Here is a 14,092-nt window from a genome sequence, read left to right on the forward strand (position 1 = left end):
TTAAAAACCTCCATAATAGTACATTGGTTTTGGTGCCTCTGTCGTCCCTAGTTTTTCTACAATTCGTGTCACACGTTCCGTTTGTGTTGGTTTTAACCCTTGCCATTCTGCCAATTTCGCACCAAACCATGATGATCCAAAGCCAGTTGTACTGTTGCTATAAGAAATGACAGTCGCATTTTTTAATTTCTTGTCTTTTTTCAAAGCGGCTAAAGCATCGTCAGGGTAACCAATCGCATCAATTAAACCGTTTTCTAAGGCTTGTGAGCCATCATAAATTCGACCATCAGCTAATTTTTTCACTTTTTCAGTATCCATTTTACGGCCATCAGCCACTACTTTAACAAAGCGTTCATAGGCACTCATGACAAATGTCTGTAAAACTTCACTGTCTTCTTTAGTTGGTTTGCGACTTGGTGACATCATATCTTTCAAGGCTCCGCTTTTATATGTTGTATCGGATACACCTAATTTTTCTAGCAACCCAGCATAATTTAAGCCTGACATGATAACCCCAATCGAACCAGTTGTCGTTTCATCTGAAGCAAAAATTTTATCGGTATTTGCAGAAATATAATACCCTCCACTCGCAGCGACATTTTCAAAAACCGTATAAATTGGGATATCAAGTTTTTTAATTTTATTTAGCTCATGCGTAATTTCAGCACTTTCATACACACCACCACCTGGTGAATTTACTTGAAGCAAGACACCTTTAACGGTTTCATCTTCTTGAATTTGTTTTAATTGTTGCATAAAATTCTGATGATTATACTCAGATTGACTAAACAAACTGCCTTCACCAGTATCTGCAATCGCTCCTTGAACCGATAATTTCACGATTTTTTGGCTACTAGAGCCTTCTTCAATTATATCTTCCGTTAAGTCATTTGAGCCGTATAACAATTTATTTAAACCAACCAACGTTGATTCTTCAGACTCTTTATCCTTTTTAGTTGTGACTGCTGAAATACCAGATGTCACAATTGATAAAATCAATAATCCTACAGCGATAATGACCGCTGCCCATCTTCGTTTATCCATACCAACTCTCCTATTTTTAGCCATGCTACGATGGCTTATTTTTTATTATGACGTTAGATTATACCATTTCATTATAGAATAACACGTCATATAAAAAGTAAAACATGATATGTTTAAACAGTCAAATAAAAATGGTCTGGTGCTCACCAATTAAGCAAATTGCTAGATAAGAGATATAAGAAAGCAGTTTAGAGTCGCCACTCTAAACTGCTTCATGTTTAATCAATCGGTATGGCTTGTTTAATACGTCGTGATGACTGTTTTTTAGGTAATTTAATAGTCAAGATGCCATCCTCGTAATTCGCAGTAATCTGCTCTTTTACAACACCTTGTAGAATAAACTGACGCCTAATTTTTTGATAACTGCGTTCACTACGAATTAGGTTGCCTCGAGCATGATGTACTTGATTTTCTTCACAATACTGGCCTTCAATCGTTAAAATATTATCCTCATAATGAACGACAATATTGTCTTTAGGTATCCCTGGCAACTCAGCTTCAACCAGGTAGTCTGTAACTGTTTCGTGGATATCCGTCTTCACTTGATTTTCCCGCCATTCACCAAAAAACTGACGACCCATTTCCTCAAAAAAACGAATAGGTGTCATGTCCAACAAATTAGAATCACGGTAGAGTAATTCTCTAGTCATCTCAATCATCCTTTCATTTTTTTATTATTTACACTTATTATTATAATAAAAAAATGTGTTTTTTCAAGTAAAAACAGTTATTTTTGACTATTTTTGATTAATAAAAAAAACTAAACTAAAGTTAATTTAAAAGCAAATAAAACAATAAATAAATACTATTTACTACTCGCTTTTAGTTTCTTCTAGTTTTTTTAACGCTGCGGCGGGTACGTCTTTTTCAGTCACTTCTTCCCAACTTAAATTACCTTTATTGGGATTAATTTTTAGTTTTAAATAAGCCTTTAATTTTAATGGACGTTGTTTATTTGCATGAAATTCTAATTCTTTAGATTGACCATCTTTATCATAGCCAAGTTGATTGTATTCATAATCATCACCCATTGGCGTTCCATCTTCTTTAAACATATCGATTTGTTTACCTTCATTAATGACTTGCGTATAGTAATAGGTACCGCGGACGTAATTTTGGTAGAAGTAATAGCTACCGGCACCACCTAAAAGTATCACAAGCGTTAAAATAGTTAATCCGACTTTTTTCATTTTCCAGTACCTCCAATTTATTTTATTGACAGAACTATTATGGCTGATTTTTAATCTTTTGGTATCAATCTACGGTCTAAATCATACTCAGTCTTGAGATGTATTTATATTTTATCTGTACGAGGAATCTTCGCTAAAAGTAGAGCGGCAATCACCAATAAAATCAAGGCATGTAATCCAAATGGTACTCGTAAATCAGGGTTAACTATCGCGATTATCCCTAACAAAAGTGGTGCCGTAGCTGCTCCTAAATTAGATCCAACCAATACAATCGAATTAGCAGTATTTAATGCTTCCTTAGTAATATTTTCAGACAAATTATTAAACACACAGGACACACAAATTGTTAAGGCAAATCCAGCTAAAAAAGCACCTAACAGACTGAAAATGATTGTTTGCGAAAGGACTAATAAACCTAACCCAAGTGAACTAATCACTAGAAAAACTGGTAAAATATAGCGACCAAATTTAACAACAAAAGAGCCAAAACAAAGGCCAGCCAAAAAACCAGCAAACATAAATAGACTAAGTGTACGGTTTGCTACTAATACTGTACCAATATCTTGTTCAACAAGCAAACTTGGAATACGTAAAATCGTTGAGACGCTAATTGAAATGAGAATCCCCAAAAATAGGGTGTTTACCAACACATAGTTCACTTGTTTACGTGTCAATTTAGCGGCTGACTGCACCTCTGTGACTGGTAAGTCATCGCTTGCAGGTAATGTGTCTTTCGGTCCATAAACTAAGTATAATCCTAGGATTAAAAAGGCCGTCAGATAAATCAAAAATGGTGCTTGCCATGACACTAGTAATAATTGGCCTGCAGCTAAGGTTAAAACTGTCTGACCAATTGTTTCAGCTGACACACGAAATCCCAATAATTTTGACCGCATATTGCCAGAAAAACGCTCACCAATCAAACTAATTGCACGTGTATTTAAAAAACCGATGCCAACACCGATAAAAATTCGTGAGACAAGGATAACTGGATAAGAAACAATAAAGAATGGAATTACGCCCGCAATGCCAGTCAGTAATAAGCCTAAAATAACACTTTTACGTTCAGATATCACTTTTGATACAAGCGGATTGAGTCCTACCATAATTGTGGTGGCGATTGAAGTCACTGAGATTAACCATTCAACGGATGACCGTGAATAGTCATTAAAATATAGTAGCAACTCAGGAATTACTCCCGAAACTGATAGTGTTGATGTTAACATCAACGATAATGATAAAATAGCAATAATCTCCATAGTACGATGTGTTTGTTTCATAAATTTCCCCAATCTGGTCAGTTTATTGATCACATTACTACTAACGTGACAGACGAACCAACATAATCTAACTTTTTTGAAAATCCTTTCATTACTTTTAGTTTAAATGAAATGATGTCAAATTGATAGTGAAATTTTGTTTAAAGCTAGTCAATAAATGACAAAAAACGTTAGCACTAAACATAGGCTAACGTGTGATTAGTTACATTCTATTTGTCTAAGCGTTCACGATATTCGTTCTGTAAAAAGCCGTAATCATATTGATCAAACCATTGACCATCCCGATAGATTGCCTCACGATTAACCCCTTCACGGAGAAAACCAATTTTTTCATATAAATGAATTGCCCCTACATTATAAGCATGTACCGATAAATTAACTTTATGCAAACCCAAATGATCAAACGCATAGCGTAAAATTAAGCGAACAGCTTCATCGCCGTAACCTTTGCCACGATATTCTGGATTTAGAATACCAATGCCTAATTCTGCCCGACGATTTTTAAACAAGACCTCTGTTAATGAGACAAAACCAATGACTTGGTCAGTCGCTACTTGACGAATTGTAAAATAGAATGCCTCATTGGAATCTGATTCAGCAAACATTTTAGCCCAATCTTCCGCTTGAAAAGGATGAAAGACATCTGCTGAAATTCCGTTCATAAAATCAGTATCCCATTGCCATAAAACAAAATCTTCTGTATCGCCATCACGTAACTCAGATAAATAAACCTTATTTCCAATCAACATTATGTGTTAGCTCCTTTTATTCATTTAAAGACACGGTTAATTTTACTGGTTGATGGTCGGTATGCTTAAATCCTACGTCAATCACCTCAGTTTTTTTAACCTTAATATTATTTGATACGATAAACCCATCTACACTATACACTTGTGACGTCTCATAAGAACCGGTATATGGAGCGTTTAAGACTCGAACGGTCGGATGTTGAGTGTCGTAGGCAAAGCTAAAATTAGTTGGTAAATCTCTTGCTGACATCCGACCCGGCTGCCAACCATCTTGTTTTAACTCTGGAAATGACTGACTCCCCTCAAATACCTGATTGAAATCTCCACCAGCAATAACATAGTTGCCTTTTTGATACTCTTTTTCTAACACTGATGTTAATCGTTCACGTTGTGCTATCTTGCCTTCACCGTTATCATAAGCCTCTAAATGTAAATTAAAAACGACTAATTCATGTGGGCTATTTTTTAAAGGAAAACGTGTTTCCAATAAGGCGCGCTTTAAATTGCTCGTACTAACAGGCCAGGTGAACGGACTTGGTAGCGATAATCTTTTAGCTTCAGTCATTTTAGCATCAGTCATGGTCATTATCCCACTTGCTACTCGACCAATTGGCGGCCAAGGAAATGGGACAAAATCAACTTTAAAATTATAGGCAAACACGCTATCTAAGTTTAATTGCTCGCTCAGATACTTCTCTTGATTGATACCAAAAGAACGTTTTGATTGACGATCAACTTCTTGAAGTAAGTATATATCAGCTGGCAAATTTTTCAACGTGTCCGAAATACCAGTTAAATTGGTAGTAATCATTGTTTTATCTTTTGGTTGAACAGTTCGACCTCCGTCCATAAAAAAGTCTTCTGTTGCACCTAAGCCTCCATAACCAATATTATAAGTCACGAAAGACAAATCTTGTTTTTCGGCCAACTCATGCGTCCCTGCTGTTACATTAAGTGCTGTAACTTCCGCTGGTCGATACTCACGTAGGGTTAAAAAACCAACCAAACCTAGTATTAAAACAACAATAGTCACTAGCAAAAATAGACTATAGCGCAAGAATCGTTTCACCAAATAATCACTCCTCACAAACTTATTTGCTAATTATACCTTAATTAAACGGACTAAACAAACAAGTGATTAATGATAATAACAGCAAATCAACTTAAAATAGATTAGGCTTCTTGTTCAATCACACCTAATTTTTGATGATTCTTGTAATTAAAGTAAAGCGATAGCACCATCACACAGATACTGGCCACTAAGTACACACGCCAGCTAACTACTGGATGATAAATATTAGCAAGTCCTAATAATACAGCTTGACCAACAGGACCACCTAACATGACAATCATTGAAAAGACACCACTCATCATCGCTAATTTATTTTCAGGTGTTTGCTCTATTAAATAAGCCGAAATTTTCGGATTAATTTTACCTAACAAATAACCTAAACTAAAGAATAACACACATAGAATGACTGCATTATGATAAAGCACCATAATCACTGGAATCACACTAGTCAAAACCATCATACACGCAATTAAACCAAATAATGATAAGCGTTTAAATAAATCATTTGTTAATAATGCACCCAAAACCATTCCAATCGATAATAACATGCCTAAAATAGCCACCGTATTTCCGTAATTGCCGAACCACATAGTATCAATTTGGAGTAGCGTCAAATTGGTTAGACCATCTGTACTCGTCCCGATTGTATTAACTGCTAACGCTAATAGACCAACTTGGAGTAAAAAAGGATTTTTAGTCAAAATACTCAACGTTTCTTTACTATGTTTTATCAATGACTGTTGGTCAGCGATTTGTTCTGTTGTGACAGGTGGTTCATTGGACGCAATTTCATGACGGTAACGCATAATAAATCCTGCCGAGGCTAGAAACATCAATGCATTAATCACTCCAAACCAAGCAAATTGATAATTCATCCAGACAATCGCTAATGCGCCTATTCCTTGAAAAATAATTTGAACTAACGTTTGTAGCGAAAATTGAAAGCTCATAGCTGTTGCTAGCGATCCCACAGGGATTACTTTTTTAATAATTGGCAACATGACACCGCCACTATAAATCCCCAGACAATCTGCTAAAACATTGATTAACAGTAATCCAATAAATAATGGCAATGACGCTGGTAATGTAATTAAAAGTGACAGACAAAAAAACAAACCAGCTTGGGCTAACTTAGCGATAATCGTTCCACGAGTTTTCCGCAACGTCCGATCTGCTTGATACCCTAAGAAAAGCTGAGAAACATTTGGAATGAAGATTGCCATAGATGCTAATGTGACTGCTAATTCTTTAAATGGTAATGTACTGGCATAAACCACAAAGACAATATTAAATAGACTATTTCCGATACCATTTAATAAGCCTGATAAGACCAGCTGTCGATAGACTGGTATGTCCCGAAATTCTTTCATACTTAAATCCCTCATTTCATTTGTTAGACATAGTATAAATGAGGTATAGTAAAAGCAAGAAAAAATTCCACTATAGTGGAAAAAGAAAGAGGTTAATTTGTTATGTATGGCTGTTTATTTCGTCAACTGCGTAAAGACCGTGGCTTAACACTACAAGAAGTCGCCACTCAAACAATCAGTAGCGTCTCATTTATTAGTAAATTTGAAAAAGAGCAATCAGATATTAGTGTATCACGCTTAGTCCATCTACTAGATGCTATCAATGTAACCGTCGAAGAATTTCTTTACTTGTATCACCAACAAGCTGAAAAACCGATTTTCAAACATCTAACGGCTTTACCAAGTTACATCTCTAGTTCTTTTTTCGAGAATCTCAATTGCATCTCAAAAATCAATGAAGAAACCATTGTCAGTCGCGATTTCACCTTAGGTATCCAAAAACTTGACGCCCTTGAACACAAACTAGATAAATCCACAAAAGCCCAAGAGTACACTCGAATTTATTTAGACATCATTCGTGAGGCACTACGCTTTAATCAACGTTGGACAGCTGAAAATGGTGACATTGAAACAAAAAAAATTGCTTTACAACTGATTCAAGAATTTCGTGAGAAAACTGGCCCAATTATTCATTATCTCCATTCTGTTGATAATTGGGGCCTCTTTGAAATCACCCTTTTTCGCTATTTCCAATTTACTTTTCCGCCAGATGATGTATCACACCTACTCCCAATCGCCGTTACCCGGACAAAAAAACAACAAGGGCTCGCTATGATGGATCAGTTAAAACTGGATTTGGTTTTTTCCTCATTTAGTGTCTTTATCAACTTTGATGACTTTATCCGAGCAAAAAACAGTCTCGATTTAGCTGAAAAGTTATTACGTGAGGAAAATGACTTTTTTAATAGTACCAAACTTAAATTTTACCAAGGTTGGTATCTACTAGCACAAAAAGATTTCCTAAATGGACAACTTTTATGTGAACAAGCTATTTCTATTTGCCATATTTTAAAGCAAAAAAAAGCCGAAGAAAATTATCGTCGGATGTTAACTACGCTATTAAAAATGATTGATGAGACTAATTCTGTCTTCTTTTTCACTTAAAAGAAAAAAGCTAAAAATCAGTGATTTTTAGCTTTTTATTAGATAAATTAATACCCATTATCTTCAGTTACTTCTGTAGAACCAGTCACAATTTTTACGCCATCACTTGCGCCAATTCTTGATGCACCGGCTTGAATCATTGCTTCCGCATCAGCCGTAGTTCTTACACCACCAGAAGCTTTGACTAAGGCTTTATCACCAACTGTTTCTTTCATTAACTTCACATCTTCAACCGTTGCACCACCAGTTGAAAAACCTGTTGATGTCTTAACGAAATTCGCACCAGCTTCAACCGCTAACTCACACGCTTTAACAATTTCCTCTTTAGTTAACAAGGCGGTTTCAATAATCACTTTGACTAGCGTACCATTAGCAGCTGTAACAACCGCTTGAATATCGTCACGTACTACATCGTATTGACCAGCTTTCATTGCACCAACGTTAATGACCATATCTACTTCGTCAGCACCATCTAAAATTGCTTGCTCAGTTTCAAAAGCCTTCACTTTTGATGAGTTAGCTCCTAAAGGAAAACCAATTACCGTACAAATTTTTACGTCACTATCAGCTAATTCTTTTTTAGCAAATGGAATCCATACTGGATTGATGCAAACTGACCAAAAATGATAGTCTTTCGCTTCGTTAATTAAAGTTAAAATCTCTGCTTGCGTTGTATCCGCTTTTAATTTTGTATGGTCAATTGCTTGAGCTAAATGTGTCATGTGTCATACTCCCCTTTTGTTTTGATACTCATAGTATACGACACTCTTGAACATATGTAAAATAAAAAATGAACTTTATTTCATCGGATTACATTTGGACTAATTGCTTAGCAGTCCAATAATCAGTAATCAAGGTATTCGTGTACCCTCCAACTAAAGCGCCATTAATTGCCTCAACTTTATGCGCGCCACCAGCAACTAAAATCGATAAGCGTTTGGCTTTTAATTCAACTAAATCAATCCCAATTGTTCGTTGATTAATCTCTTCATCTGCAATTTGACCTTGACTCGTATAAAAACGTGAGCAAATATCACCTACAGCAACACTCTGAATCCTTGCCTTTTCATTTGATGATAAATAACCTAACTGAAAGAGTAATGCTTCATCGCGTATAGTCCCAACTGTATAAAGAGCCACCGTTGCTTGCTGTTGGAGTGACATGATATGTTGAATATGCCGATCTTGTTCGACAACACATTTTGCCTCTTTGTTATCAAAAATCACCGGTAATGGCAAAGGAATTCCCATTGTGTCATAGCATTCTGCAAACAATGCTAACGTCTCATGCGCATAAGTACTCGTTTTAGAATGTGTGATGCTCCCTTTCAACTGAACAACCTGTATTCCTGTTATATGTTGAGCTGGCAGTTTTTTAGCGACTTCATAAATCGTTGTTCCCCAGCCAATGCCAATAATATCATTAGGCTGAATGGACTGTGAAAGAAAGCGCGCTGTTTCTGTACTGAGCTGCTCGATAATCAACTCATAATTTTCGCTTGGCGTTTGTGCAACGATAACATGATTGATACCGTATTTTTCCTTAATTCGACTTGCCAAAATCGTTGTATCATTAAATGGATCAGTGATTGTTATTTGCACAAAGCCTTGATCCTTTGCATGTTTTAAAAGTCTCGAAACAGTTGGTCTTGAAATATTTAATTCATTAGCAATTTGTTGCTGACCATATTCGAGCTGATAATATAATTTTGCAACTTCCACACTTAATTGATCTTTTTCCAAGTTAATTCACCTCGCTAAACTATCGATAAAAAAAATATGATTTATTTGTATTATAACAAATAAATCATATTCTTTATCATATATCTAACTACTATATTAATTAAATGTCATACCACCATCAATAATTAAAGCTTGACCTGTCATATAGTCAGAATCTGGTCCTGCTAAATAAGATACACATGCAGCCACATCTTCAGGTTCAGATAAGCGTTTTAAGGTAATATTTTGACTAAATTGTTCTAAGCCCCATTCAAACGGTTTGCCAGCTTCTTTTGCTGTTTGTTCTGCAATTCCCATCATCATTGGTGTTTTAACGATACCCGGACAGTAAGCATTAACGGTAATTCCTAAATTAGCTAAATCTTTTGCCGCAGTTTGAGTTAAGCCACGAATCGCAAATTTACTACTACCATAAACTGCCAAACCAGGGTTACCAACTTGACCAGCTTGTGAGCTAGCATTGATAATTTTACCACCATGACCTAATGATTTGAATGCTTTAATTGCTGCTTGCATACCCCAAATTGTACCACCAACATTAATATCAAACACACGACGATATGTGTCATATGTAATCTCTTCGATTGGTGTTTGTGGTCCTAAGCCAGCATTATTAACAATCACATCAAAGCCACCTAATTTTTCTTTGGCTTCTTCAACTGCTGCAAACACAGCTTCGCGATCAGAAACGTCCACTTTAATTGCAACGGCTTGGCCTTCTTTATTATTAATCTCATTGGCTACTTCAGTCGCTGTGTCAAAATTATAATCAGCTACGGCTATTTTAAACCCGTCCTGAGCTAAGCGTAAACAAATCGCTTTTCCTATTCCTTGACCTCCACCAGTGACAAACGCCACATGTTGCTTGCTTTCTACCATACGTCATTCCTCCTAGACAGTCTGATTGTGCTTTTTGTAACAATACAATCATAACACCAGATTAAAATAACTACAATAATTTATTTAAAAATAAATAACTGATTTTATTTTTAAATAAACAATAAAACCAAATTAAGAATATCATTAACATATGTTATATATATTTTATATAACCAAATGATTTATTAAAAAAATTATATCCATTTATCAATAATAACATTTAAAAAATCAAAAAAGTCGCCAAGCATTGTAGATGTTAAGAGCCATCACTAATAAAATAACCACTTGATAAATTTGATTTACACGTTGGTTACTTACTTTTTTACTAATTAATGCCCCAAGGTAGCCACCAACAATTGCTGCAGGAATAATATACCATAACATAGTCATATCTATTCCTATCCATTTTTTAGATAAGAAAATTGTGATAACTTTTGCTGCTTGAGAAAATAAAATAATAATAATTGAATAGACGGTTGCCGCCTTGATCGGCAAATTAAATAAGAGCATCAACAACGCTACGTTGATTGGTCCGCCACCAATCCCTAATAAACTAGCTAAAAAACCTAATAAAAAGCCTGTTGCTATTTTTATAATTCCAGATTGGTAATTATATCGACGACGTTCACCACGACTGTACCAATAAGCAAATAGCAATGTCAGTAACGTTAAGATAATTTGCGTTAGTTGAACAACCATTCCATCGGGAAACTGTTTAAGTAGGGCATTAAACGCTGTAGTGCCAATAACTCCACCGATGACTGATCCAACAGATAACTGCCCCGCACTTGTCCAATTAACAGATATTCCATTTTTAATTTGTTTACTCGTTGAGACAACAGACATTGTCAAAACGGCTACCGTTGAATAAAATGAAATTTCGGCAATACTATGAAAACCAATAAAATCAAGTACAGGTTTAATGATGACTCCTCCCCCCATACCAGATACAGCACCGACTGAATTAGCTAAAATAATGACTAAAATATATAAGATACCTATCACTACACTTATCTCCTTTTCTTAATGAGCTTTACATCTATCATAACAAAGTTGTTCACTGACTGACCATCGATTATTGCAAGATTAGATTTATAGTCACAAGACTATTAAGAATTAGTGCCTATTCATTTTAAAACGTTTTCTTTTTTTGCTATAATAATGATAAGAGGTACTCAACTGTTAACCTATTATGAAAGAAGCTGATGTTCCATGAATACACTGATTCGTCAAAATTTAGCTTATATTTATACATTATTGTATATCATATTAATTTTTCTTTTAGGTTTACCGCTAATTTTTGCTTCTAATCTCACTATTCAATTGATAGTTGGTAGCCTAATGCTGATTGCTTCAGTTTGGATTCATTGGACAACTAAGAAACGCTTTTACTTTGAAGATGCCTTAAATTATTACACAAAGACGTTCCGCCTATCACCACTTGATTTAGCTACTCTAAGTGGGCTATCTATTGAAGAATTCAGCTATAGTTCACCTTGCAGTTATGCGATTGAATTAAATAAAATGCCGCTAACTATTAAGAAACTCAATAAAATTCTAATTCCTTTAGAAAAAACATATGGGAAAATGCCTCCAAAACCAAAAGCACGTTAACAATTTCCTTTGATTCCTTAACAAAAAAATAAATAACTTTATTTATCAATTTATGTGCTTTTTTTAAATTGGTATAGATGTTTAATTGATATTAAACAAAAAAATAGAGAAACTTTTTTATAGGCGGGGGAGCCTATAAAGAGTTTCTCCAATCCTTGGGAAGGGGGTTCGATAATATTGTTTAAAAAATGCATGGCATACACTTTTTAACTGATTAGAATCGAAAAAAGATATTAACATATCTTATAGTTACATAATAAAGCTAAGTTTTTGAATTGTCAAACGCTTATTATGATACCATTATTTTTAAAACAATCTGTCTAACCTTTGTTGTTATTAAATAATCGCAACACATTTAACTAACCAAAATTTCTTGCTCAATTTAACTACTTTTAGAAAGAAACCAACAATCACATTAGTCGTTTTCAAGTTAAAAGGTCAAGTTGATTAACCCATGATATTGTCATTTTCCATAACAGACTCAATTGTTTGTGCATAATGGTCCATACTCGTATGATACGTATCCATAGAATGTGTATTGTCTTCAATATTATCGAGTTTTTCACTAACTTCTTCCAGTTTACTTAACATCATTTCTAACACTTCAACAATTTGGTGTTCTTCTGCACTCATTTATAACCTCTCCTTTAATTATTTACTATTCATTGCTTTCATACGCTAGTAGTATGTCTATTTTGTTACATCCACTTGAATATCAACAACTTGGCGTTTTGCTGGTTTTGGATGATAAAAAAGACCATATAGTACTGCACAAATAATTGGAATGACTCCAGCAACAATATAAATACCTTTAAACGACATAAATTGGTGTAATTCTCCTAAAGCATATGGTCCAACACCAAGACCTAAATCCAAACCAATAAAGTAAGTCGATAATGCCACGCCAATTCGTTTCGTTTCACAAGTTTTCAAACATACAGCTTGGCCATTTGACATAAATGTTCCATAACCTAAACCAATAAAGGCACCGGCAAGTAATAATTCCCATGAAGCATTCGTAAAACTTAATAGTAGTAAGCCTAGAGTTAAAAAGACATAGCTAGGATACATTACATAATTTTCACCTTTCACGTCAAAAATACGACCTGCTGTTGGGCGTGTTGCAGTAACAACTAAGGCATAGACTACAAAGAAATAAGAGCTTACTTTAACTAAATCAAGTTCTTGGGCATAAGTTGCTAAAAATGATAAAACACTTGAATATGCTAAGCCCATTAGAAACGCGATAAATGAAATAAAACCAACTTTCTTTTCAATAAAGCTATCTAAACTCCAGCTTTTTAATTCGGCACGATGTTCAGCTGACAATGTAATGTTTTTCACTGGGAAAATAAAGCAAGCAACTGTTGTGATAGCAATTAAAATAATTGATACCATGGCAATTGTATAAAAATTCGTTGTTGCTAATAAAATCATCCCGATAAACGGTCCAATTGCAGCAGCTAAACTAGTACTTAACCCATAATAATTAATACCTTCACCGTGTTTTGAAGCAGGAATGTACGCTGTAACGATTGCATTCGTTGCTGTCGATACCGTTCCATAAGCAAATCCATTTAAAAAACGAATAGTAAATAAGATTGCAATGCTCGGCATATATAAGTAAGCCATTGTTGTTAAGAGATAAAAAATAGCTCCATAACGTAATACTGCTTTACGTCCAACTAATTCAAGCCATTTACCCATAAATAAGCGCGCTAAGAGTGTCCCAATAATATAAATTCCTGAAGCTAAACCAGCCTGACTAGTTGTTGCTCCTAATTGATCTGTGGCAATCACTGCAATAATAACCATCAATAAATAATAAACTAAATAAACCACAAAATTAATTAATGTAATACTGATAAATCCTTTATTAAATAATTTATCAACCGACTGTTCCTTCATTTTATTCTTCCTTTCAAAATCACTTGACCGACAAAACCACCATTTTTATATTATCTTTTATCTAAGCTATTCCACCTTTTCATCATTTTCTGAAAACTTTTATCTGTTACACTATAGCTTATTTCAACGCAAAAAAAAT

At 34.7% G+C, this 14,092-nt stretch carries 15 protein-coding genes; 2 read left to right on the forward strand and 13 right to left on the reverse strand.

All coding sequences use genetic code 11. The features are described from left to right. From sppA to BW732_RS04745, 7 genes are all read right to left on the reverse strand, one after another. Positions 1 to 1,044: a signal peptide peptidase SppA gene (gene sppA / locus BW732_RS04715; RefSeq protein ID WP_077275701.1), complete on the reverse strand. Its 1,044-nt coding sequence runs from the start codon at positions 1,042 to 1,044 to the stop codon at positions 1 to 3. A gap of 218 nt (positions 1,045 to 1,262) precedes the next feature. After that, positions 1,263 to 1,694, reverse strand: coding sequence for an Hsp20/alpha crystallin family protein (locus BW732_RS04720; protein ID WP_077275702.1), 432 nt, complete (start codon positions 1,692 to 1,694; stop codon positions 1,263 to 1,265). A 162-nt stretch (positions 1,695 to 1,856) separates the two neighbouring features. After that, a complete protein-coding gene (locus BW732_RS04725) occupies positions 1,857 to 2,234 on the reverse strand; it encodes a YxeA family protein (RefSeq protein ID WP_077275703.1) in 378 nt (125 codons plus the stop codon). Positions 2,235 to 2,338: 104 nt separating this feature from the next. After that, positions 2,339 to 3,514 carry an MFS transporter gene (locus BW732_RS04730; RefSeq protein WP_077275704.1) on the reverse strand — a complete coding sequence of 392 codons (1,176 nt, stop codon included), beginning with the start codon at positions 3,512 to 3,514 and terminating at the stop codon, positions 2,339 to 2,341. A 209-nt stretch (positions 3,515 to 3,723) separates the two neighbouring features. Further along, complete coding sequence (locus tag BW732_RS04735; protein WP_077275705.1) at positions 3,724 to 4,263, reverse strand: GNAT family N-acetyltransferase; 540 nt, start codon at positions 4,261 to 4,263, stop codon at positions 3,724 to 3,726. A 16-nt stretch (positions 4,264 to 4,279) separates the two neighbouring features. Beyond that, the gene (locus BW732_RS04740; RefSeq protein ID WP_077275706.1) at positions 4,280 to 5,332 is read right to left on the reverse strand and encodes an endonuclease/exonuclease/phosphatase family protein; all 1,053 of its coding nucleotides are present in this window, start codon (positions 5,330 to 5,332) and stop codon (positions 4,280 to 4,282) included. Between the two features lie 104 nt (positions 5,333 to 5,436). After that, on the reverse strand, positions 5,437 to 6,705 hold the full coding sequence (locus tag BW732_RS04745) for an MFS transporter (RefSeq protein WP_161485516.1): 1,269 nt from the start codon (positions 6,703 to 6,705) through the stop codon (positions 5,437 to 5,439). A gap of 102 nt (positions 6,706 to 6,807) precedes the next feature. On the opposite strand from BW732_RS04745, the gene BW732_RS04750 reads away from it, so the two are divergent. Further along, on the forward strand, positions 6,808 to 7,809 hold the full coding sequence (locus tag BW732_RS04750) for a helix-turn-helix domain-containing protein (protein ID WP_077275708.1): 1,002 nt from the start codon (positions 6,808 to 6,810) through the stop codon (positions 7,807 to 7,809). Positions 7,810 to 7,856: 47 nt separating this feature from the next. On the opposite strand, the gene deoC is transcribed toward BW732_RS04750, so the two are convergent. The 4 genes from deoC to BW732_RS04770 all read right to left on the reverse strand — a co-directional run bounded on the left by deoC (position 7,857) and on the right by BW732_RS04770 (position 11,436). Beyond that, positions 7,857 to 8,531, reverse strand: a complete 675-nt coding sequence (deoC, locus tag BW732_RS04755) for a deoxyribose-phosphate aldolase (RefSeq protein ID WP_077275709.1) — start codon at positions 8,529 to 8,531, stop codon at positions 7,857 to 7,859. Between the two features lie 88 nt (positions 8,532 to 8,619). Then, positions 8,620 to 9,552, reverse strand: coding sequence for a sugar-binding transcriptional regulator (locus tag BW732_RS04760; protein WP_228414978.1), 933 nt, complete (start codon positions 9,550 to 9,552; stop codon positions 8,620 to 8,622). Between the two features lie 96 nt (positions 9,553 to 9,648). Then, a complete protein-coding gene (locus BW732_RS04765; protein ID WP_077275711.1) occupies positions 9,649 to 10,431 on the reverse strand; it encodes a (S)-acetoin forming diacetyl reductase in 783 nt (260 codons plus the stop codon). A gap of 228 nt (positions 10,432 to 10,659) precedes the next feature. After that, positions 10,660 to 11,436: a sulfite exporter TauE/SafE family protein gene (locus tag BW732_RS04770; protein WP_077275712.1), complete on the reverse strand. Its 777-nt coding sequence runs from the start codon at positions 11,434 to 11,436 to the stop codon at positions 10,660 to 10,662. 207 nt (positions 11,437 to 11,643) lie between these two features. Between BW732_RS04770 and BW732_RS04775 the strand changes: the two genes are divergently transcribed. Then, complete coding sequence (locus BW732_RS04775) at positions 11,644 to 12,045, forward strand: hypothetical protein (protein ID WP_077275713.1); 402 nt, start codon at positions 11,644 to 11,646, stop codon at positions 12,043 to 12,045. A gap of 447 nt (positions 12,046 to 12,492) precedes the next feature. Here the strand turns inward: BW732_RS04775 and BW732_RS04780 are convergent, their stop codons facing one another. After that, a complete protein-coding gene (locus tag BW732_RS04780; RefSeq protein WP_077275714.1) occupies positions 12,493 to 12,678 on the reverse strand; it encodes a hypothetical protein in 186 nt (61 codons plus the stop codon). Positions 12,679 to 12,735: 57 nt separating this feature from the next. Then, entirely contained in the window at positions 12,736 to 13,953 is a 1,218-nt protein-coding gene (locus BW732_RS04785) for an MFS transporter (RefSeq protein ID WP_077275715.1), read from the reverse strand. Positions 13,954 to 14,092 lie beyond the last annotated feature (139 nt).

Origin of the sequence: Vagococcus penaei (assembly GCF_001998885.1) — a bacterium.
In the GTDB taxonomy this organism is placed as follows: Bacteria; Bacillota; Bacilli; order Lactobacillales; family Vagococcaceae; genus Vagococcus; species Vagococcus penaei.